Annotated in this window: 17 protein-coding genes; 12 read left to right on the top strand and 5 right to left on the bottom strand. The window is 39.6% G+C overall.

The features are described 5' to 3' along the window. Positions 1-45 precede the first annotated feature (45 nt). From pflB to HMPREF3279_RS05565, 3 genes are all read left to right on the top strand, one after another. Positions 46-2,358 carry a formate C-acetyltransferase gene (pflB, locus tag HMPREF3279_RS05575; RefSeq protein WP_070868328.1) on the top strand — a complete coding sequence of 771 codons (2,313 nt, stop codon included), beginning with the start codon at positions 46-48 and terminating at the stop codon, positions 2,356-2,358. A 129-nt stretch (positions 2,359-2,487) separates the two neighbouring features. Beyond that, complete coding sequence (gene pflA / locus HMPREF3279_RS05570; protein ID WP_049364777.1) at positions 2,488-3,228, top strand: pyruvate formate lyase 1-activating protein; 741 nt, start codon at positions 2,488-2,490, stop codon at positions 3,226-3,228. 53 nt (positions 3,229-3,281) lie between these two features. Then, the gene (locus HMPREF3279_RS05565; RefSeq protein ID WP_070868327.1) at positions 3,282-3,785 is read left to right on the top strand and encodes a surface-adhesin E family protein; all 504 of its coding nucleotides are present in this window, start codon (positions 3,282-3,284) and stop codon (positions 3,783-3,785) included. Positions 3,786-3,980: 195 nt separating this feature from the next. Here the strand turns inward: HMPREF3279_RS05565 and HMPREF3279_RS05560 are convergent, their stop codons facing one another. Together HMPREF3279_RS05560 and efp are read right to left on the bottom strand one after the other, a co-directional pair. After that, on the bottom strand, positions 3,981-6,578 hold the full coding sequence (locus HMPREF3279_RS05560) for a hypothetical protein (protein WP_070868326.1): 2,598 nt from the start codon (positions 6,576-6,578) through the stop codon (positions 3,981-3,983). Positions 6,579-6,650: 72 nt separating this feature from the next. Beyond that, positions 6,651-7,217 (bottom strand): elongation factor P, encoded by a 567-nt coding sequence (gene efp, locus HMPREF3279_RS05555; protein WP_005695259.1) that lies wholly within the window; start codon positions 7,215-7,217, stop codon positions 6,651-6,653. Between the two features lie 36 nt (positions 7,218-7,253). Here efp and epmB point away from each other — a divergent pair, with 36 nt between their 5' ends. The 9 genes from epmB to HMPREF3279_RS05510 all read left to right on the top strand — a co-directional run bounded on the left by epmB (position 7,254) and on the right by HMPREF3279_RS05510 (position 17,588). Then, a complete protein-coding gene (epmB, locus tag HMPREF3279_RS05550) occupies positions 7,254-8,270 on the top strand; it encodes an EF-P beta-lysylation protein EpmB (protein WP_070868359.1) in 1,017 nt (338 codons plus the stop codon). Between the two features lie 74 nt (positions 8,271-8,344). Continuing rightward, a complete protein-coding gene (oapA, locus tag HMPREF3279_RS05545) occupies positions 8,345-9,739 on the top strand; it encodes an opacity-associated protein OapA (protein WP_070868325.1) in 1,395 nt (464 codons plus the stop codon). 105 nt (positions 9,740-9,844) lie between these two features. After that, positions 9,845-10,252, top strand: a complete 408-nt coding sequence (locus HMPREF3279_RS05540; protein WP_049364780.1) for an MliC family protein — start codon at positions 9,845-9,847, stop codon at positions 10,250-10,252. A 7-nt stretch (positions 10,253-10,259) separates the two neighbouring features. Next, the gene (recO, locus tag HMPREF3279_RS05535) at positions 10,260-10,964 is read left to right on the top strand and encodes a DNA repair protein RecO (protein ID WP_049364781.1); all 705 of its coding nucleotides are present in this window, start codon (positions 10,260-10,262) and stop codon (positions 10,962-10,964) included. A gap of 35 nt (positions 10,965-10,999) precedes the next feature. Next, the gene (gene rlmD / locus HMPREF3279_RS05530; RefSeq protein WP_070868324.1) at positions 11,000-12,310 is read left to right on the top strand and encodes a 23S rRNA (uracil(1939)-C(5))-methyltransferase RlmD; all 1,311 of its coding nucleotides are present in this window, start codon (positions 11,000-11,002) and stop codon (positions 12,308-12,310) included. A gap of 101 nt (positions 12,311-12,411) precedes the next feature. Continuing rightward, complete coding sequence (relA, locus tag HMPREF3279_RS05525) at positions 12,412-14,661, top strand: GTP diphosphokinase (protein WP_070868323.1); 2,250 nt, start codon at positions 12,412-12,414, stop codon at positions 14,659-14,661. Positions 14,662-14,681: 20 nt separating this feature from the next. Further along, positions 14,682-15,038 carry a diacylglycerol kinase gene (locus HMPREF3279_RS05520; protein ID WP_005698040.1) on the top strand — a complete coding sequence of 119 codons (357 nt, stop codon included), beginning with the start codon at positions 14,682-14,684 and terminating at the stop codon, positions 15,036-15,038. Between the two features lie 148 nt (positions 15,039-15,186). Continuing rightward, positions 15,187-16,443, top strand: a complete 1,257-nt coding sequence (locus tag HMPREF3279_RS05515) for a GntP family permease (protein WP_070590115.1) — start codon at positions 15,187-15,189, stop codon at positions 16,441-16,443. A gap of 14 nt (positions 16,444-16,457) precedes the next feature. Next, positions 16,458-17,588, top strand: a complete 1,131-nt coding sequence (locus HMPREF3279_RS05510; RefSeq protein ID WP_070868322.1) for a glycerate kinase — start codon at positions 16,458-16,460, stop codon at positions 17,586-17,588. Between the two features lie 59 nt (positions 17,589-17,647). Here HMPREF3279_RS05510 and xerD read toward each other — a convergent pair whose 3' ends face one another. Genes xerD through proC form a run of 3 tightly spaced genes read right to left on the bottom strand, consistent with a single transcriptional unit; the run spans position 17,648 to position 20,519 of the window. Next, the gene (xerD, locus tag HMPREF3279_RS05505) at positions 17,648-18,541 is read right to left on the bottom strand and encodes a site-specific tyrosine recombinase XerD (protein ID WP_005698164.1); all 894 of its coding nucleotides are present in this window, start codon (positions 18,539-18,541) and stop codon (positions 17,648-17,650) included. A 2-nt stretch (positions 18,542-18,543) separates the two neighbouring features. After that, positions 18,544-19,704, bottom strand: coding sequence for a 3-phenylpropionate MFS transporter (locus HMPREF3279_RS05500; protein ID WP_070868321.1), 1,161 nt, complete (start codon positions 19,702-19,704; stop codon positions 18,544-18,546). Further along, the gene (proC, locus tag HMPREF3279_RS05495; protein ID WP_070868320.1) at positions 19,704-20,519 is read right to left on the bottom strand and encodes a pyrroline-5-carboxylate reductase; all 816 of its coding nucleotides are present in this window, start codon (positions 20,517-20,519) and stop codon (positions 19,704-19,706) included. Before proC ends, HMPREF3279_RS05500 begins: the two co-directional genes overlap by 1 nt. Positions 20,520-20,976: the final 457 nt, after the last annotated feature.

Here is a 20,976-nt window from a genome sequence, read left to right as displayed (position 1 = left end):
AACTAAACAAGACTTATTTTTTATCAATTAAAAAAGGAAATGACTATGTCAGAACTTAATGAAGCACAAAAAGTTGCGTGGGCAGGATTCGTTGCCGGTGATTGGCAAGAAAACGTCAACGTGCGTGATTTTATTCAAAAGAACTACACCCCGTATGAAGGTGATGATTCTTTCTTAGCAGGTCCAACCGAAGCGACAACAAAACTTTGGGAAACTGTTATGGAAGGAATTAAGGTTGAAAACCGCACACATGCGCCATTAGACTTTGACGAACATACGCCTTCAACGATTACTTCTCACGCACCAGGTTATATCAATAAAGACTTAGAGAAAATCGTAGGTCTTCAAACCGATGCTCCATTAAAACGTGCCATTATGCCATTTGGTGGTATTAAAATGGTGGAAGGATCATGCAAAATTTACGGTCGTGAATTAGATCCTGAAGTGAAAAAAATCTTCACTGAATATCGTAAAACCCACAACCAAGGTGTATTCGATGTTTATACGCCAGACATTTTACGTTGTCGTAAATCAGGTGTATTAACTGGTCTTCCAGATGCTTACGGTCGTGGTCGTATCATCGGTGACTATCGTCGTGTCGCACTTTATGGTGTTGACTTCTTAATGAAAGATAAATACGCACAATTCTCTTCTTTACAAAAAGACTTAGAAGATGGCGTAAATCTAGAAGCAACTATTCGTTTACGTGAAGAAATCGCAGAACAACACCGTGCATTAGGCCAAATGAAACAAATGGCAGCAAGTTACGGTTTCGATATTTCTAATCCTGCAACTAACGCTAAAGAAGCAATTCAATGGATGTACTTTGCTTACTTAGCAGCAATCAAATCACAAAATGGTGCAGCGATGTCATTCGGTCGTACTGCAACCTTCATCGATATCTATATCGAGCGTGATTTAAAAGCAGGTAAACTTACTGAAACTGAAGCGCAAGAATTAGTTGACCACTTAGTCATGAAACTTCGTATGGTTCGTTTCTTACGTACACCTGAATACGATCAATTATTCTCTGGTGACCCAATGTGGGCAACTGAAACCATCGCAGGTATGGGGTTAGACGGCCGTACATTAGTAACCAAAAATACATTCCGTATTTTACACACCCTTTACAACATGGGTACTTCTCCAGAACCAAACTTAACAATTCTTTGGTCTGAACAATTACCTGAAAACTTCAAACGTTTCTGTGCGAAAGTATCGATTGATACCTCATCTGTTCAATACGAAAACGATGATTTAATGCGTCCAGACTTCAACAATGATGACTACGCAATCGCATGTTGTGTATCACCAATGGTTGTTGGTAAACAAATGCAATTCTTCGGTGCGCGTGCAAACTTAGCGAAAACATTGTTATACGCAATCAACGGCGGTATCGATGAAAAATTAGGTATGCAAGTAGGTCCGAAAACTGCACCAATCACTGATGAAGTGTTAGATTTCGACACAGTCATGACTCGTATGGACAGCTTTATGGATTGGTTGGCAAAACAATATGTGACTGCCTTAAATATCATCCACTATATGCATGATAAATATTCATACGAAGCAGCATTAATGGCATTACATGATCGTGATGTATACCGTACCATGGCTTGTGGTATCGCAGGTCTTTCTGTTGCAGCAGACTCACTTTCAGCAATTAAATATGCGAAAGTTAAACCAGTTCGTGGCGACATCAAAGATAAAGATGGCAATGTTGTAGCAAGCAACGTAGCGATCGACTTCGAAATCGAAGGTGAATATCCACAATATGGTAACAACGACAACCGTGTTGATGACATCGCTTGTGATTTAGTTGAACGTTTCATGAAGAAAATTCAAAAACTTAAAACTTACCGCAATGCTGTGCCTACACAATCTGTATTAACCATTACTTCTAACGTGGTTTATGGTAAGAAAACAGGTAATACCCCAGATGGTCGTCGCGCAGGTGCACCATTCGGACCAGGTGCTAACCCAATGCACGGTCGTGACCAAAAAGGTGCGGTAGCATCATTAACTTCTGTAGCTAAACTTCCATTTGCTTACGCGAAAGATGGTATTTCTTATACCTTCTCAATCGTACCAAATGCGTTAGGTAAAGATCCAGAAGCACAACGTCGCAACCTTGCGGGCTTAATGGATGGTTACTTCCACCACGAAGCAGCAGTAGAAGGTGGTCAACACTTAAATGTGAACGTGTTAAACCGTGAAATGTTATTAGATGCGATGGAAAATCCGGACAAATATCCGCAATTAACTATTCGTGTATCTGGTTACGCAGTACGTTTCAACTCTTTAACTAAAGAGCAACAACAAGACGTTGTAACTCGTACATTCACAGAATCGTTCTAAAACACGATAAAATTTAACCGCACTTTAGCGGGAACATAAAAATTATGAGCCTGATTTAAGTCAGGCTCATTTTTTATAGATGATATTTTTGGTAAAATTTAGCTAGATTTATTTTTTGGAAATTTATGTATGTCTGTTCTAGGAAGAATTCACTCCTTTGAATCCTGTGGAACCGTGGATGGTCCCGGCATTCGTTTTATTTTATTTATGCAAGGCTGTTTAATGCGTTGCAAATATTGCCACAATCGTGATACTTGGGATCTTGATGGTGGTCGCGAAATCAGTGTGGAAGAACTAATGAAAGAAGTCGTGAGCTATCGCCATTTTATGAATGCAACCGGTGGTGGTGTAACAGCATCAGGTGGTGAAGCCATTCTTCAAGCTGAGTTTGTACGAGATTGGTTCCGAGCTTGTAAAGCAGAAGGCATTAATACTTGTTTAGATACCAATGGGTTTGTACGTCATTACGACCACATTATTGATGAACTGATCGATGTAACCGATCTTGTGTTGCTTGATTTAAAAGAACTGAACGATCAAGTGCACCAAAATCTTATTGGAGTGCCAAACAAACGTACGTTGGAATTTGCGAAATATCTGCAAAAACGTAATCAGCGAACCTGGATTCGTTATGTAGTAGTTCCAGGTTATACCGATAACGATCATGATGTTCATCTGCTCGGACAGTTTATTGAAGGTATGACCAATATTGAAAAAGTCGAACTTCTCCCTTATCATCGATTAGGCGCTCATAAATGGAAAACCCTTGGCTTTGAATATGAGCTCGCAGATGTTTTACCACCGACGAAAGAATCACTTGAGCATATAAAAACAATCCTTGAAGGATATGGACATACGGTAAAATATTAAGCTAAGGTGTAAAAAGATTAACAGCAGGCTTTAGAAAGCTTTAAGGAGGAAAAATGAAAAAATTAGCATTAACGTTTTTAGGTGTAGCCCTTTTAGCAGGCTGTTCAGCTGTTCAATCGCCAGTTACACAAGAAGAGGTGACATTAACGCCCCCTTCAAAAGATAGAGTAGGGTATGTTCGATTAGTAAAAGATAAAAATTACTACATTGATACCGATTCAATTTGGGTGGACAACCAAGATTTAAACCAAGTGCATTTTGATGCCGTGGTGAATTTGGATAAAGGTTTATATGTGTATCCAAATGAGAAAAGACGTTATGCACGTTCTGTTCGCCAATATAAAATCTTAAACTGTAAGAACTACCATTTAACTCAAGTTCGTACTGATTTTTATGATGATTTCTGGGGTGAAGGTTTACGTGCGGCACCGAAAAAACAAGAGAAATACACCATTAGCTTAAAACCTAATACAACCCTCTATGCGGCGGCACAAATCATTTGTGTTAACTCAGATAGAAAACCTTCTTTAGAGTTAGAAGGCTCAAAAGCGAAATAATCAATCAAAGTGCGGTTAGAAATAACCGCATTTTTTATCTCTATGAAACTAATGAGCAGGCAATAAAAAACGGTCAATATTTATCAAATATTGACCGCTCTTTTTATCTCTCAATGAAAGATTATTTCACACGAGAAACGTATTCGCCTGATAAGAATCAACCATCAAGAATATAAGTAAGGTAATCTTAATATACTATGCTTGAGCAAGGTACTTAGCTAAGATGACACCTAATTCTGAATTTGGATTATTAACTTGAATGTAAAGTGTATCTATTGGTCTTGTTAATGCCATTAATACCCATGTTGCAGCATATTTTTGTCGTCGTTCATCTTCTGAAAGATAAAGATCATCACTCAAATAACTTGCTGCAGTTTCTTCTCCTTTTTTGCGCTCATAGAATAAATCCAGTTCTAAACATACAACGGACCAAGCTTCTAATCCTCGGCAAGATTCATAAAAAAGACTGCGGTAGGTCTCTGATGTAGGTGCTTCATCTTCATTTCTTTGTTCTTCATCTTCATTTCTTTGTTCTTCATCATCTCGGTACATTGTCTGATTATGTAAGAAAAATTGATCTTCAGGAATACCTGTTAATTTTGTTAAATGAGAGCGTTTTGATTTTTGGGATTTAGAATAGATGATATTGTTGTTTTCATCAATCTGAATATCTTGAACTAATTTCCCTTCCTCAAATAGGAATTTAGATTCAGATTCAGTTAAAAAAAGAATACTCTCGTAATTTGAAAGATCATTATATTCACCTGCTTGCTGTAATTTGTTAACCACACTTTTAAGTTTATGGTGGTAAGGATCATTCATTTCAATGATAACGGTTCCTTTGTCATCATTGGAACGGATTGCACTTAAATCAAGATTAATTTGGAATTCATTTGCAATAAAATTACAAAGCTCAACAATGTTTTGTTTCATTCTGAATGTACGATTTCGCTTTTTAATTTCAATGACATTATGGATAACTTTTTGTTCTGTATCTGAATATTTCCAATTACATTCTTCGTTATGACGAATAAGCTGCTCTCTACCTCCTGTACATACTACAATATTTTTCTTTTCCCAAAGTAAGAGAAATATGTCTCGTTCAAGAGGGTGGCAATCTTGTCCTTCATCAATAAATAAAGTTTTTCCTTGTCCACGAATTGCACCTAATGAACGATTTACAAGTTCAGTAAAATCTTCAGGAGTTTGTGAATATTTTTTATCCTTCTCTTCGCTGAAATGATTCCATTGCTCATTAGGAATTTTATCAATCTCAAGTTGGCGAAATAATTCTTTTGGATCTTTGATGGCCTGAATAAAATAACGTAGCACTTGATAATAATCTGTTAGAAAAACATGATTATTCAGCTGAGAAGAAATTCTGTTCTTATTCTGTTCAACATATCTCTCTAAAGGTATATTTTTATTGTGATTTTTCCATCTTAAGAAAAACTCTCTGGTTCCCTTATCCCAAGATTCTAAAGGAGTATTAGCTCTTGGGTTATTAAGTAAATATTCTTCTATTTTAGCTTTTCTTTGGTCTTGAGTAGCTACAAGCTCAGCAATTCTTTTAGCATTCATCACCGATAATATTTGTAAACTGATTATTCTTTCATAGAAAAATTTATGAAGGCTTTTAATGGCTGTTTTTGTACCGTATTGATATTGGTTTGTAATTAATCTAACATCATTAGCCAATAGTTTATTATAAGTAAGATAATAACCGCTTTTACCACCTGCAAGTGTTTTATTTTTTGCTTTTTCATAAGATTTCTTAATTAAGGATAACATCTCAAATGTCTTACCAGAGCCAGCTTTACCACTAATAATAACAAGATTTTTATTAAGTTCTTTATCTGCTTGGATTCTATCTGGTAGTGTCGTTCTTTTTTGTTTTTTATTTTCCCCACTGAAAACAAGATCAAAAATATTTTCATCATCTTGGTGGCTATTATTTTCGTTCTGCTCATCCAGATATTTTTCGTAGATTTTTAAATCTTCGGCGTACTGTTTATTAAGTCGATCAATTTTTTGCTTCGTTAATGAGCCAATTTTATTATCTTTTTCCAATTTCTCTTTTAGAATTTCTATATGTTGATCAATAATCATAAAGGCTTCATGATTATTTTTATCAATTGACCAATGAGCATTTGAAGTAAAACTATTTTTTGAATAAGGAATGCTTTTTAAATAACATGTAAGCTCCTTGAATCCAAATTTTGAAGCATAAATAAAATTAGGGTGAGAATAATCTTGATATTCTTCGCTTTGGCTTAAAACCCAAATAATTGGGTGAGGTGTTATATTAAATTTAATAGGTTCGCCTTGATAGTTAAGTTCCAGTTGATGATCCTTCCAAATAGCCTCTAAGTAGTTTTTTGTTTGACGAAACATTTCTTTACGATAATCACCAATATTTTCTTCATACTCATCGGTATAGAGATAGTTTAGGCTTCCTTCAACTTCAGGAGCTTGAAGATTATTAAGATAGTCAATAAATTTTATAGGAATAATGAGGTTATTGAAGTATGTTGATTTCGGTTTCGTGACTTGATCTGTTGAGGAGTAATGCTGTAATGAGTAAAAACTTTTTTCTTTATTTTCTATAGCGATAATGAGAAGTAAATCAATATCAGTTTCAACCATTCCTTTTATTCTAGGCGTGTTTATGAAGAATACTTTTACATTCTGTTTAAATTTATCATATTTAATTTCTTTTTTTAGTTCATTTGTAAAACGTTCGATGTCAACTAAATGATGTAATGTATTATGAGAGTAAACGTCAATTGTCATGAGATATTCCTTTGGTTAGTTAAAAAAAAGCACTTAATTTTCAATTAAGTGCTTTTAAAAATTTATTTATAATTATTTCACGCGAGAAACATATTCGCCTGAACGAGTATCGACTTTAATCACCTCGCCAATTTGAACGAAAAGAGGTACTTTCACCACAGCACCAGTACTTAATGTTGCTGGTTTACCGCCTGTACCCGCAGTATCACCTTTAAGACCAGGGTCAGTATCGATGATTTCTAATTCTACGAAGTTTGGTGGAGTGACAGTAATTGGCGCACCGTTCCATAAAGTCACGATACAATCTGCTTGGTCTAATAACCATTTTTCTGCATCACCCACTGCTTTTGCATCAGCAGAGTATTGTTCAAATGTTTCTGGGTGCATGAAGTACCAGAATGCATCATCTTTGTATGAATAAGTGAGGTTAAGATCCATAACATCAGCAGCTTCAACCGAAGTACCAGATTTGAAGTTTACATCTAATACTTTGCCTGAAATTAATTTACGAATACGAGTACGAGTAAAAGCTTGGCCTTTACCTGGTTTAACGAATTCGTTTTCAACGATTACACAAGGCTCACCGTCTTGCATAAATTTTAGACCTGGTTTGAAATCACTGGTAGTATATGTAGCCATATTAAAAATATCCTAAAAAATAGAGATTGTTTGAAAGTGCGTATTTTAACCCGAAATATTGCGATTAGAGAAGAACAAAATTGGTTAGAAACCCTAAAAAATGCGATTTCTGATCCGAAAATCTTATTAAAAACCTTAAATTTACCTGTTGACGATTTTGCCGAGGATATCACCGCTCGTAAACTTTTTGCTATGCGAGTGCCTTTGCCTTTTGTCGAAAAAATGGAAAAAGGGAATCCGAAAGACCCACTTTTTTTACAAGTGATGACAGCTCAACAAGAATTTATTGAGGCCGAAGGGTTCAGCCAAGATCCTTTAGATGAGCAGCAAAAGAATGCCGTACCTAATATTCTGCATAAATACCAAAATCGCTTGCTGTTCATGGCAAAAGGAGGCTGTGCAGTTAACTGCCGCTATTGTTTCCGTCGCCATTTTCCTTATGATCAAAACCCAGGCAATAAAACGAGTTGGCAACAAGCAATAGACTATATTGCGGCCCATCCAGAAATTGAAGAAGTGATTTTTTCGGGTGGCGATCCGATGATGGCAAAGGATAGTGAATGGGCATGGCTATTAGAACGCCTTGAAAAAATACCGCACTTACAGCGTTTACGTATTCACTCTCGTTTGCCAGTCGTGATTCCAGATCGCATTACGGATGAATTTTGTGATTTATTGCTAAAAAGCCGATTACAAGCGGTGTTTGTAACACATATCAATCATCCAAATGAAATTGATGAGGCGCTCTCTTTGGCTATGCAAAAACTGGCAGGCGCTAAAGTTACCTTACTTAATCAATCAGTCCTTTTAAAAGATGTGAATGATAACCCACATACATTAAAAATATTGAGCGATAAGCTGTTTCAAGCGGGGATTCTACCTTATTACTTGCATTTGTTGGATAAAGTGCAAGGTGCGAGTCATTTTTATATCTCAGATGAGAAAGCATTACAAATTTACAAAGAATTACAGACGCTCACTTCTGGCTATTTAGTGCCCAAATTAGCACGAGAAATCGGTGGAGAGCCAAATAAGACTTTATACACCGCTTAAGATCCGATAAAATACGATTCAATTTTTCACCGCACTTTTGTGCGATCTTTAGTTTAGCAAATCGAGGTAATACCGTGGATAATAAAAATCAACCTAACGACAATTCATCTCAAAATGAATTAGATTTAGGATTTAATCACTCTGACTCTGTGACACCAAGAAAACCGGTTCAACAAAGTGGCTCAATTTTTGATAAAGCCAAAGGTTTATTTGGTAAAAAAGAACAGCCAGATACACAATTCCATGTTCGTCGCGAACCAACTTTTGGTGCGGCAGCAAGCCAACCTTTTTCACCTTCTCAAGCATTCCAAAGTGAAAATACTGAACAATCAGTGCAATCAAGTGCTTTCGGAGCTCAAGAACCTGTTGAAAATGTTCAAGTAGAAAACGCAGCGGAAGAAAAAGTGATTTTTGAAAATTCACCTGCAGAAGATATTGTGGAAGAAGTGAAAACTCAAGCCGAAACAGTTGCACCGACAGCAACCGCTGCGGCAGCAAGCTTGAAATCACCAGAAAAATGGAAGGTTTTACAAATGTTACCAGAAAAACATCGCCGTTTATTTATTGCGATTTTGGGTTTAGTGGTATTGTTGATCATTTTCTTCACCCTAAAACCAAATTCAGATACGGTAGAGTCTTTTGAACAACAAAACAGCAATGAAATTCCGGTTCAATTCCAATCATTGGATCAGTCTCAACCGGTTGAAACCACCGTATTAGATAACAATAACAATGCAGCGCCGGCAACGACAGAACAAGCTGCAAATGACGCTAAATCAGATACACCTCCAGCCATGGAGTACGTAGGTGATAAAGCAGATGCTGCGAAATCACAACCTGCAGAGCCTGCACAACAAACTGTTGCTCAACAACCAGCAACTCAACCTGCACCGGTTCAACCAACTGTTGCTCCTGTGCCAGTTAAAGAACCCGTGAAAACAGTACAACCAGCTGTAGAAAAACATACCGCAACAGTTGAGCATAAAGCAGAACCTCGTCGTGAACAAACACCGGTGGTTCAAGAGAAAAAACAACCTAAACCTGTAGCTGAAAAAGCAACAGTTCAGCCGACTCAAACCGTGAAAAAAGAGTCAAGCAAAATTCAAGAAGCGAAACCTGTTGCCACTAAAGACAGTAAGGTTCAAATTGTGGAAGCAAAATCAGCAACCCACAATACAGTGAAAGCAGCTGAACCTGCAGCACAAACCGCTTCAACAGGTGCAACAAAAACATTAACTGTGCCTCAAGGTGTTTCACTGATGCAAGTATTCCGTGATAATAAATTGAATATTGCCGATGTGAATGCGATGACCAAAGCAAATGGTGCAGGTAATGCATTAAGCAGTTTCAAACCTGGTGATAAAGTACAGGTTTCGGTGAATAGTCAAGGTCGAGTGAGTGAGCTTCGTTTATCAAATGGCGGCAAGTTCATTCGTCAAGCCGATGGTTCATATCAGTATAAAAAATAATTTTTAGTGGGCGAGTAATCGCCCATTTTTCTAGATAAGATTGTTTATCCTTGCTCATTTTTCAAAGTGAGCAATCATAAACAACCCTTGATGGAAATAGAATTCATGTTAAAAAAATTAAGCGTAATTTTGACCGCACTTTGTCTTTCTGCTTGTTCACAAAATGTTGAATTAAGCAAACCAGCACCACAGAAAATGAAAGTGCAAACCGTGGATAAAAAATCCCAAAAGGGATCAGCGACGGTTTATTTGTGTAAAGGCAATAAAGAAGTGAGTGTGGTTCATACCAAGCAAAAACAGAAAAGTAAAAAAACACTTAGTCAGGTGACCGTTACTTTTAATGATGTAACCGAAAAATTGACTCGAGTGATTTCTGAGCGTGGTAGAAATTATGCGAATATTCGTTGGTATTGGCAGGAGCGTGATGACTTCAGTCAATTACAAACTAGCGTAGGTGAAGTGCTCGCAGAACGCTGTGTGAAACAACCAAGTGAATTAAAATCAGGCAAATAATTCTTGTATGGATCTCCAACGCGGCTTTGTGTTACATCGTCGTCCTTATAGTGAAACCAGCCTTTTAGTGGATTTATTCACTGAAGAAACGGGACGTTTGACGGTTATTGCAAAAGGTGCACGTGCAAAACGTTCGGCATGGAAATCTGTCTTACAGCCTTTTACGCCATTACTTCTTCGTTGGTCAGGAAAAGGCGCATTAAAAACACTCACGAAAGCAGAGCCCGCAGCAATTACGCTGCCTTTACAGCAAACGGCTTTATACAGCGGGTTTTATGTAAATGAGCTGATTACTCGAGTGATCGAGCCCGAAACGGCCAATCCACAACTTTTTCAGCATTATCTACAGTGCTTAACAGGCTTAGCTACTCAACCGCAGGTTGAGCCCACATTACGTCTATTTGAATTTCATTTACTTAAAATCTTAGGTTATGGCATTGATTTTCTGCATTGTGCAGGATCAGGTTTACCAGTAGATGAATCGATGACTTACCAATATCGTGCGGAAAAGGGTTTTATCGCCTCGTTAGTGAAAGATAACTTAACCTTTTATGGGCGAGATTTGCTTGCTTTTGACCGTTTGGAATTCACCGATGAGTCCGTCTTGCAAGCAGCAAAGCGCTTTACTCGAATCGCGCTCAAACCTTATTTAGGTGATAAGCCGCTGAAAAGTCGAGAGTTATTTACGCAAAACGTGCTTTATTTAAAATAATCCTTTCTTTGATATAAACAGATTAAAACATCACCATGGCTTTACTTTACGCTCCACAAAAAAAACAGAAAACCACCCAAAAAGTTGTCGCTGAAATTCAGGATTTAGATTATCAAGGGTTAGGTGTCGCCAAAATTCAAGGTAAAACTTGGTTCATTGAAAATGCCTTGCCAATGGAAAAAGTGGAAGCGATAGTGACGGATGAAAAGCGTCAATATGGTTTAGCCACGGCACAAAAATGGTTACATAAGAGTAATCAGCGTGTTGAGCCGCAATGTCGTTATTATGGACGTTGTGGTGGATGCCAAGGCCAGCATATTCCTGTGGAAATGCAACGTAAAGCGAAAGAGAAAGCTCTTTTTTCTCGATTAAGTAAACTGCAGGCCGAGCCTATTCAATTAATGCCCATGATTTGTGGCGAACAATGGGGCTATCGTCGTCGTGTACGATTAAGTTTGCTGTGGAATGCTAAACATAAAACTATTGAAATGGGATTTCGTCAGAAAAACTCCAATCAGTTAGTGAGTATTCAGCAATGCTTAGTCGCAGAGCCTGCGATTAATCATCTTATCCCCAAATTGACCGCACTTTGGGCGCAATATTCAGTCCCGAAACAATTAGGGCATGTTGAATTAGTTTCAGCAGAGAATGGCGTAGCCATGTTGTTACGTTACAAAGGAAATTTAGTCGAAACTGACCACACTTTGTTGCTCGAGTTTGCACGCCTCAATGCCGTGAATTTGTTTTTACAAGATGATCAAAATATTCAACTTGTGCATGGTGAAATGCCTTATTACGCGCTAGACGATATTCGCTTATCTTTCGATATCCGCGATTTTATTCAAGTGAATACCCACTTAAATCAACAAATGGTTGAAACTGCTTTAGATTGGCTTGATCTGAATCAGAATGATCATGTCTTAGATTTGTTCTGTGGGATGGGCAATTTCACATTGCCTTTAGCCAAACGCGTGAAAAGTGCGGTTGGAATTGAAGGGGTTTTTGATATGGTGCAAAAAGCCCAAGCGAATGCACACTTTAATCACATTGATAATGTTGAATTTTATCAAGCCGATTTAGACCAAGCTTTTTTAGAACAACCTTGGGCAAAACAATATTTCAATAAAATTCTTCTCGATCCGCCTCGCAGTGGCGCCGCTTTTGCACTGAATGCGTTATGTGAGCTGGGTGCAGAAAGCATTCTTTATGTATCTTGTAACCCTGCAACCTTAGTACGAGATGCAGAAATTCTCCGTTCTTTCGGGTATCGCATCATCAAAACGGCCATGATTGATATGTTCCCGCATACCAGTCATTTGGAGTCGGTGACATTATTTATCAAATAAGGTGTAAATTCTGATAGAATAGTCAGACTTTTTTGTTGTCTTAAAAAGACAACTCGGCTGACAGGATGTTGCCGAGCCATATTCATCAACAAGGGGGCATTATGGTTGCAGTTCGTGGTTCTCACTTATCAAATCCACATGATTTTGAGATCGAACAATGGTGTTCGAGCCTTAAACTTGCTGCCCCCGTAGAAAAGTCTCTGATTGATGCATGGTATTATGCCCAAGCCAAAATAGCTGAACATGCCGATCAAATGGAGAATGCAATCCTTACATTGCAATCCGGTGTGGAAATGGTGGAAATTCTGCATGAAATGAATATGGACAGCGAAAGCTTACTCACCGCTATGCTATTCCCCTTAGTAGCAAATAAAATTGTCGATTGGGAGCAAATTCAGGAACATTTTGGTCCTAAAATCACCAAACTGCTTAAAGGTGTGGAGGAGATGGATAATATCCGTCAGCTCAACGCCAGCCATTCTGCCAATGCGTCTCAAGTGGATAATGTACGCCGTATGCTCCTTGCGATGGTGGACGATTTCCGTTGCGTGATCATTAAACTTGCTGAACGTATTACGTTTCTTCGTAATGCGGAAAATCACTTTTGTGAAGAAGAAAAAGTATTGGCGGCCAAAGAATGTTCCAATATTTATGCCCCATTGGCGAACCGTTTAGGTATCGGTCAATTGAAATGGGAGCTTGAAGATTACTGCTTCCGTTATTTGCATCCAGAACAATATCGAAATATTGCCAAATTATTACATGAGCGCCGCTTAGATCGTGAGCAGTATATTGCGGATTTCGTCACAGAATTAACCGGTTATTTAAAAGAAAATATCGATCAGGTTGAGGTTTACGGACGTCCAAAACATATTTATAGCATTTGGCGAAAAATGCAAAAGAAACATTTGGAGTTCAGTGGCTTATATGATGTCAGAGCGGTTAGAGTGATCGTACAGAAATTGCAAGATTGTTATACGGCGCTCGGTATCGTCCACACGCATTTCAAACACTTGCCAAAAGAATTTGATGATTATGTCGCCAACCCGAAACCAAATGGCTATCAATCCATTCATACTGTGGTGTTAGGCAAAGGTGGTAAGCCCATTGAAGTGCAAATTCGTACCCAGCAAATGCATGATGATGCGGAGCTTGGTGTAGCCGCCCACTGGAAATACAAAGAGGGCACGACAGGTAGCCTTTCCGCTTACGAAGAAAAAATCACTTGGTTACGTAAATTACTTGCATGGCAAGATGATATTACAGATTCTGGCGAAGTGATGGCTGAATTACGTAGCCAAGTCTTTGATGATCGCGTATATGTGTTTACGCCGAAAGGTGAAGTGGTTGATTTACCCGCGGGATCAACGCCTCTCGATTTTGCTTATGCGATCCACAGTGAAATTGGCCACCGTTGTATTGGGGCGAAAGTTGGTGGGCGTATTGTGCCATTCACTTATCACCTGCAAATGGGGGAGCAAGTGGATATCATCACACAGAAAAACCCAAATCCAAGCCGAGATTGGGTCAATCCGAACTTAGGTTTTACCCATACCTCAAAAGCGCGCGCCAAAATCCAAGCGTGGTTTAAGAAACAAGATCGTGATAAAAACGTTCCAGCTGGTAAAGAGCAGTTAGATAACGAACTTGCTCGTTTGAATATCAGCTTGAAGCAGGTCGAGCAGCTTGCCTTGCCGCGTTATAACTTAAAGAACCTTGAAGATTTATATGCCGGTATTGGTAGCGGAGATATTCGCTTAAATCAGTTGATGAATTTCTTGCAAAGCCGATTGATCAAAGTGACGGCTGAAGAAGCAGATCAAGAAATTCTCCGCCATGTGGCGAGTAAAAGCGCGAATACTGCACAGCAAAAGGCGCAACAGAAAGCCGAGCAACAACAGAATAAAGGCTATGTGATCGTTGAAGGGGTCGGTAATTTAATGCACCACATGGCGCGTTGTTGTCAGCCTATTCCAGGTGATGCGATTGCAGGCTACATTACGATGGGACGAGGTATCTCAATTCATCGTTGCGATTGTGAACAGTTCATTGAATTACAAGCTGCCCATCCTGAACGCGTGGTGGAAGCCCTTTGGGGAGATAATTATGCGGCGGGGTTCCATATTAATATTCGCATTGTGGCCAGTGATCGCAACGGTTTATTACGCGATATTACGACCGTGCTCGCGAATGAAAAAGTCAGTGTATTAGGGGTTTCAAGCCGTGCGGACACCAAAAAACAAGTGGCAACGATGGATATGGAAATTGAACTGAAAAATGTCGAAAGTTTAAGTAAAATACTGGCTAGATTAGCGAAGTTAGACGACGTTATCGAAGCAAAACGTTTATAGATTACAACATAGGAACTTTTATGTATAAAACCACGGGATTAACCCATTTAATTAACTCTACAAAATATTCTTTACAAGGCTTAAAGAGTGCATTCAAAAATGAAACTGCATTCCGCCACGAATGTTTTCTTGCGTGCATTATGATTCCACTCGCCTTTTGGCTCGGCGACACTAAAATTGAAATTGCTTTGATGATTTCATCGGTTTTACTTGTGATGGCAGTTGAACTGTTAAATAGTGCAGTTGAAGCAGTGGTGGATCGTATTGGCACAGAACGTCATGAGCTTTCTGGGAGAGCCAAAGACCAAGGTTCGGCAGCAGTGTTCATTGCACTTTGCATTGTTGTCGTGGTTTGGGGAAGTATTTTATTTTTCTAAAGTGCGGTCAATTTTCAGTAACAATTTCGGCTTATGTGTTTTACATAAGCCGTTTTTGTTGGTGGAAGTCGGACAAGATTTTATTCCTCTACTTTTGCTGATATAAATAAGAAAGATTTTTGCATATTCATATCCACAGGAGGACGTTATGCCAACAGTCTCAGCCTTAGGTGCGCTCATTGCACTCATCGTCGCTATTTTCCTTATTTTGAAAAAAGTCTCACCAGCCTATGGTATGTTAGTCGGGGCTTTAGTCGGGGGATTAGTTGGCGGCGCTGATTTATCTCAAACCGTGAGTCTCATGATCGGAGGCGCTCAAGGTATCACTACCGCAGTCATGCGAATTCTCGCAGCAGGGGTATTGGCGGGAGTACTGATTGAATCAGGTGCGGCTAATACCATTGCTGAAACCATTACAAACAAGTTAGGTGAAACAAGAGCATTATTAGCGTTAGCGTTGGCCACATTAATTTTAACCGCCGTTGGTGTATTTATTGATGTTGCCGTGATTACGGTCTCTCCAATAGCCTTAGCACTTGCTCGTCGTACTGACTTATCAAAACCCGCTATTCTCTTAGCGATGATTGGTGGGGGAAAAGCAGGAAACTTAATGTCACCGAATCCTAATGCGATTGCTGCAGCAGATACATTCCATCTTCCTTTAACGTCAGTGATGATGGCAGGGATTATCCCCGCTATTTTTGGCTTAATATTGACGTATTTCTTAGCAAAACGGTTAAGAAACAAAGGTTCGCGCGTTTCTGCCCAAGAAGTTGTAACAGTCGAAACGCAGAATTTACCCTCATTTTTAACCGCACTTGTGGCACCTTTGGTTGCCATCTTCTTACTGGCACTTCGTCCGTTAGCCGATATTAAAGTCGATCCTTTAATCGCTTTACCACTTGGTGGTCTGATTGGCGCATTATGTATGGGCAAGCTTCGCCAAGCCAATAACTATGCGATTAGCGGTTTAGGGAAAATGGCTCCGGTGGCGATTATGCTACTTGGTACGGGAGCTTTAGCCGGTATTATTGCCAATTCCGGCATGAAAGATGTGCTCATTGAAGGCTTAAAACATTCGGGTTTACCTTCTTATATCCTTGCGCCAATTTCAGGTGCACTCATGTCGCTTGCGACGGCATCAACAACTGCAGGTACAGCTGTTGCTTCGAATGTGTTCAGTTCAACGCTATTAGAGTTGGGGGTGAGTAGTCTGGCAGGTGCCGCGATGATTCATGCGGGGGCGACAGTTTTCGATCATATGCCACATGGTTCTTTTTTTCATGCAACTGGCGGTAGCGTAAATATGGACATGAAAGAACGCTTAAAATTGATTCCTTATGAAAGTGCAGTGGGGTTAATGATGACCATTGTGTCCACCTTAATTTTTGGTGTATTTAGTTAGTTTAAGGAGAAAATATGAAAATTGTCATTGCGCCTGATTCATTTAAAGAAAGTTTAACCGCACTTGAAGTGGCTAATGCGATTGAAAGGGGCTTTAAACGTATTTTCCCAAACGCTGAATATGTGAAATTACCAATGGCAGATGGGGGAGAGGGAACCGTACAATCTTTGGTAGATGCCACTCGGGGGCGCTTAATTGAGGCAGAAGTCACTGCACCGTTAGGCAACCAAGTAAAAAGCTTTTTCGGTTTATCGGGCGATGGTAAAACGGCGATTATTGAAATGGCTGCAGCATCGGGATTGCATCTTGTCCCGATGGATGAACGCAATCCTTGTCAAACCACCAGTTTTGGCACGGGTGAGCTGATTAAGCAAGCCCTAGATCTTGGCGTACAACATATCATTTTAGGAATTGGTGGGAGTGCCACAAATGACGGTGGTGCGGGTATGCTGCAAGCATTAGGCTTACGTTTATTGGATAAAAATGGGCAATCCATTGGCTTTGGTGGTGCAGCATTATCTAATCTTGCTGAAATTCAACTGGTTGATTTAGATCCTCGATTGCAACACGTACAAATCGAAGTGGCTTGTGATGTGAATAATCCACTTTGTGGTGAACGAGGTGCCTCTGCGATTTTTGGTCCACAAAAAGGTGCGACGCCTGAGATGGTAAAAGAACTCGATGCTGCGTTAGCCCACTTCGCCGAAATTGCCAAGCGGGATTGTGGTAAAAAGATTCAAGATCAACCAGGTGCGGGTGCGGCAGGTGGTATGGGCGGTGGTTTATTGCTTTTACCCAATGTACAACTCAAAGCAGGCGTGCAGATTGTTTTGGATAATTTGAAACTCGCTGATCAAGTTAAAGAGGCTGATTTAGTGATTACTGGTGAAGGCCGTATGGATGCGCAAAGTATCTTAGGTAAGACCCCAATCGGTGTGGCACGCACAGCAAAACAATTTAATAAGCCTGTTATCGCGATTGTAGGTTGTTTGCGTGAGGATTATGACGTGGTGCATGAACATGGCATTGATGTGGTGTTCCCAATTATTCGTAATCTGGGCGATTTACCGACAATTCTCAAACAGGGCGAGCAGAATTTAATCTCAACAGCTCAAAATGTGGCGAGATTGTTGTCATTGAAATAAGCTTTTCATACTAAAGTGCGGTCAAAAATAACGATAAATTTGGCCGCACTTTTTTTATTTTATCCCCTCGGATGAAATCTTTCATGAAGGTGTTTCAAGCGTTCTTTAGCTACGTGAGTATAGATTTGTGTGGTGGAGAGATCGCTGTGTCCGAGAAGCATTTGCACAACACGGAGATCCGCACCGTGGTTCACTAAATGCGTCGCAAAGGCATGACGGAGAACATGTGGTGAAAGGGCATCCGTATCGATTCCCGCTAACACGGCATAATGCTTTATACGATGCCAAAAGGTTTGGCGAGTCATTTGCTGAGCTCGTTGACTGGGAAAGACCACATCAGAACTTTGTCCATTGAGCAAAATAGGGCGACCGTAAAGCACAAATTGTCGCACCCAAAACGCGGCTTCTTCCCCCATTGGTACAATACGTTCCTTGTTGCCTTTACCAATTACACGTACCACGCCTTGTTGCAGATTCATATTTTCAATAGTGAGCGTGACCAATTCTGTGACACGTAATCCAGTTGCGTATAGTAACTCCAACATAGCCTTGTCGCGTAACTCGAGCGGAATTTCGACATCAGGCGTATTTAATAAATCCGTGACTTGTTGCTCGGTTAAATATTTAGGTAAGCGGCTTGGCAATTTAGGTGAGCTCAGTACGGCACTTGGGTCATCCGTACGATACTTTTCACGATACAAATATTGGAATAATTTCCGCATCGCACTTAGCATTCGTGCAGTACTGGTAGCTTTGTAACCTTGCTCTAAACGGCTGCCTAAAAATTGTTGCAGATCTAAGGGTTCGAGAGTTTCGAGGGATAAATTTTGTTTATCCAACCAATCACAAAGTGCAGTCAAATCGAGACGATAAGACTGCACGGTATTTTCAGACAATCCTTTTTCAATCCAATATTCATTCAAGAATAAATCGACTAGCGTAAGGTTATTCATGTTTACACTCTATGTACCAAAAAGGCTTTCACACCACGCGGGGTGATAAATAAGCCAACGAAGGCAAAGGCGGCCATTAAGCTAAAGGCATAAACTGGCGAAATTGGATAAAGTACGCCAGAAAGCGCAGTGAAAATCGCAATGGCGGCAGATCCCGCTAAAGCATTGTATAAGCCTTGTAATTTCGCAATATGGGTTTGTGGTTGAGTGGTGATATAACGCACGGTCGCGTAATGGCCGACGACATAAGTAAGACTGTGAAAACATTGCAGTAAGACAATCTCAACAAAGGTATCGGCATAACCGAAAGCGAGCCAACGCACGATAGCCGCGATGCCTGTGAGATAGAAAAGGGCTGTAATGGTCCAGTTTTTGAATAATCGAGTGGAGAAGAAAAAGACCACGATTTCAGCTAATACACTGATACCCCAAAATAAACCTGCATCAGAAACGGAGTGGCCATGATTTGTCCAAAAAATGGTGCTATATGAGTAATAAGCTGCGTGCGATCCTTGAATCAGTGCAATCGCAATAAACAAGCGAAAAGTTGTTTTATTTTTCAGTAAGTCTAGAAATCCAACGGAATTTTCGACCGCACTTTGGGGTTCATCCTGCGGCATTGGGTTCGGATGAAGTAATTGCACAATACAGTAAAAAACGAGTATGCCCGTGATCATCCAAGTAATATATTGCTCACCCACGAGCCCAACGAAATATCCGAATACCATCACACCGACAACGAATGCAAAGGAGCCAATTAATCGCGCTTTACCGTAATCTAAATGAATTTGCTGTTGCCACGTGCTGGCGAGGCTATCGCCAATCGGCATACCTGCCGCATTCACCATGGAATATAAAGCAAGTCCAATAAACAAGAGCCAGAAATTGTGCGACATCAGTCCAATTAAGGCCATTGTAATAGCACTGGCCACGCCTAAATAACGTAAGCCATTTACTAAGAGGGAAACACGTTTGATTAAGCCAGAAAATAAAATACCGCCGCTGAAACGGAAAATGTAGGCACAGGCGAGCAATAAGCCGATGCTTTCTTCGCTATAAGATTGCGTTTTCAACCATGCAGGGAAAAGCGGAAGAAACACACCATAGGCACAATAGTAGCCAAAAAAGCTCAAAGCGAGCCAAGTAAAAGGACGAACTTGCATTAGAATAATTTTTCCATTTCTTGTGAGCGTGCCACACAGGCCTGCATCGCTTGTTTAATGATGTCGTTAAATTGGTGTTGATTGAACACATTCAACGCGGCTGCGGTGGTACCGCCTTTTGAGGTGACATTTTCTCGTAAAGTCGAAAGGGCTGTTTGAGGATTTTCAATCACCAGCTTAGCCGAGCCTAACATAGCTTGTTGTACCAACTCTCGCGATTGGTTTTCATCTAATCCTATTTCTATTAAGCCTTGTTGCATGGCTTCTAAAAATTGGAAGAAGTAAGCCGGGCTACTGCCAGACGCAGCGGTGACTGCATGCATTTGCTCTTCATTTGTCACCCAAGTGGTTTTCCCTACCGCAGAAAGTAAATCTTCCGCAAAAGTGCGGTCAATTTCAGGTGTGTTTTTATCAGCAAATAAGCCTGCCATGCCTTCTCCCACTAATGCAGGTGTGTTTGGCATCACGCGAACAATAGATTTTGCTGTTGGAAGGAGTTCGGCTAATCGGGCTGTAGAAATACCCGCAGCAATAGAAATAATTAATTTATCAGAGAAATCAACCGCACTTAATGGCTTGCAAACATCGGCTAGTACTTGTGGTTTTACTGCAAATAACACAACTTGAGATTGTATGATGGATTGCTCGTTGTCTGTCGAAACGGCGATGCCATATTGAGCAAAAAAGGCACGTTTCTCTTCATTAGGATCATTAACAATAATTTTGTCGGCTGGATAACCTTGTTTTAATAGGCCTAACACAATCGCTTGTGCCATATTGCCACCACCGATGAAGGCAATTAATTTCTGTTGCATCATTTTTTCCCGTGAGTTTATGGGCTACAATGTCGCGTATTTTACCCTATTATGAAGGAAGTGTTACGATGTGGTTTAAAAATTAAATAGATTGTCTTGAACCATTGCAAATATAATCAATCTTCTTTCATGTTTTGATAATTGGTTACCAAATTGGTTACTATTTTTAGGCGTGTACACTGTAGCTATTTATTACTTGTTCACTAATTATATGTAATATTACCTCTAGTATATACAATACATCAAAAAGTATCCGATGTATCCAAAAAATCTCTAATTTTTATCTATTCAATTTGTAATATGTCTTAAACAATGTTTTTACCATCAAGTTGTTGCGATCTGATTTAATTAGATATTATTTCATTTTATATTACTTCTAAATTATTAATATCTGATATGGGATGATATTTTGTTACGAATCTATATTTTTTGCTTAAGATTTAGGCATTCGATTCTT

The organism is Haemophilus sp. HMSC71H05, assembly GCF_001838635.1.
Lineage (GTDB): Bacteria > Pseudomonadota > Gammaproteobacteria > Enterobacterales > Pasteurellaceae > Haemophilus_D > Haemophilus_D parainfluenzae_R.
Note: the sequence above shows the minus strand (reverse complement) of the source record. Positions and strands in the feature narration are given on the sequence as shown.

Bases quoted from the DNA above. Each gene is read 5' to 3' on its own strand.
- pflB (WP_070868328.1), top strand. From the start codon at position 46: ATGTCAGAACTTAATGAAGCACAAAAAGTTGCGTGGGCAGGATTCGTT.
- pflA (WP_049364777.1), top strand. From the start codon at position 2,488: ATGTCTGTTCTAGGAAGAATTCACTCCTTTGAATCCTGTGGAACCGTG.
- HMPREF3279_RS05565 (WP_070868327.1), top strand. From the start codon at position 3,282: ATGAAAAAATTAGCATTAACGTTTTTAGGTGTAGCCCTTTTAGCAGGC.
- HMPREF3279_RS05560 (WP_070868326.1), bottom strand. From the start codon at position 6,578: ATGACAATTGACGTTTACTCTCATAATACATTACATCATTTAGTTGAC.
- efp (WP_005695259.1), bottom strand. From the start codon at position 7,217: ATGGCTACATATACTACCAGTGATTTCAAACCAGGTCTAAAATTTATG.
- HMPREF3279_RS05540 (WP_049364780.1), top strand. From the start codon at position 9,845: ATGTTAAAAAAATTAAGCGTAATTTTGACCGCACTTTGTCTTTCTGCT.
- recO (WP_049364781.1), top strand. From the start codon at position 10,260: ATGGATCTCCAACGCGGCTTTGTGTTACATCGTCGTCCTTATAGTGAA.
- rlmD (WP_070868324.1), top strand. From the start codon at position 11,000: ATGGCTTTACTTTACGCTCCACAAAAAAAACAGAAAACCACCCAAAAA.
- relA (WP_070868323.1), top strand. From the start codon at position 12,412: ATGGTTGCAGTTCGTGGTTCTCACTTATCAAATCCACATGATTTTGAG.
- HMPREF3279_RS05520 (WP_005698040.1), top strand. From the start codon at position 14,682: ATGTATAAAACCACGGGATTAACCCATTTAATTAACTCTACAAAATAT.
- HMPREF3279_RS05515 (WP_070590115.1), top strand. From the start codon at position 15,187: ATGCCAACAGTCTCAGCCTTAGGTGCGCTCATTGCACTCATCGTCGCT.
- HMPREF3279_RS05510 (WP_070868322.1), top strand. From the start codon at position 16,458: ATGAAAATTGTCATTGCGCCTGATTCATTTAAAGAAAGTTTAACCGCA.
- xerD (WP_005698164.1), bottom strand. From the start codon at position 18,541: ATGAATAACCTTACGCTAGTCGATTTATTCTTGAATGAATATTGGATT.
- HMPREF3279_RS05500 (WP_070868321.1), bottom strand. From the start codon at position 19,704: ATGCAAGTTCGTCCTTTTACTTGGCTCGCTTTGAGCTTTTTTGGCTAC.
- proC (WP_070868320.1), bottom strand. From the start codon at position 20,519: ATGCAACAGAAATTAATTGCCTTCATCGGTGGTGGCAATATGGCACAA.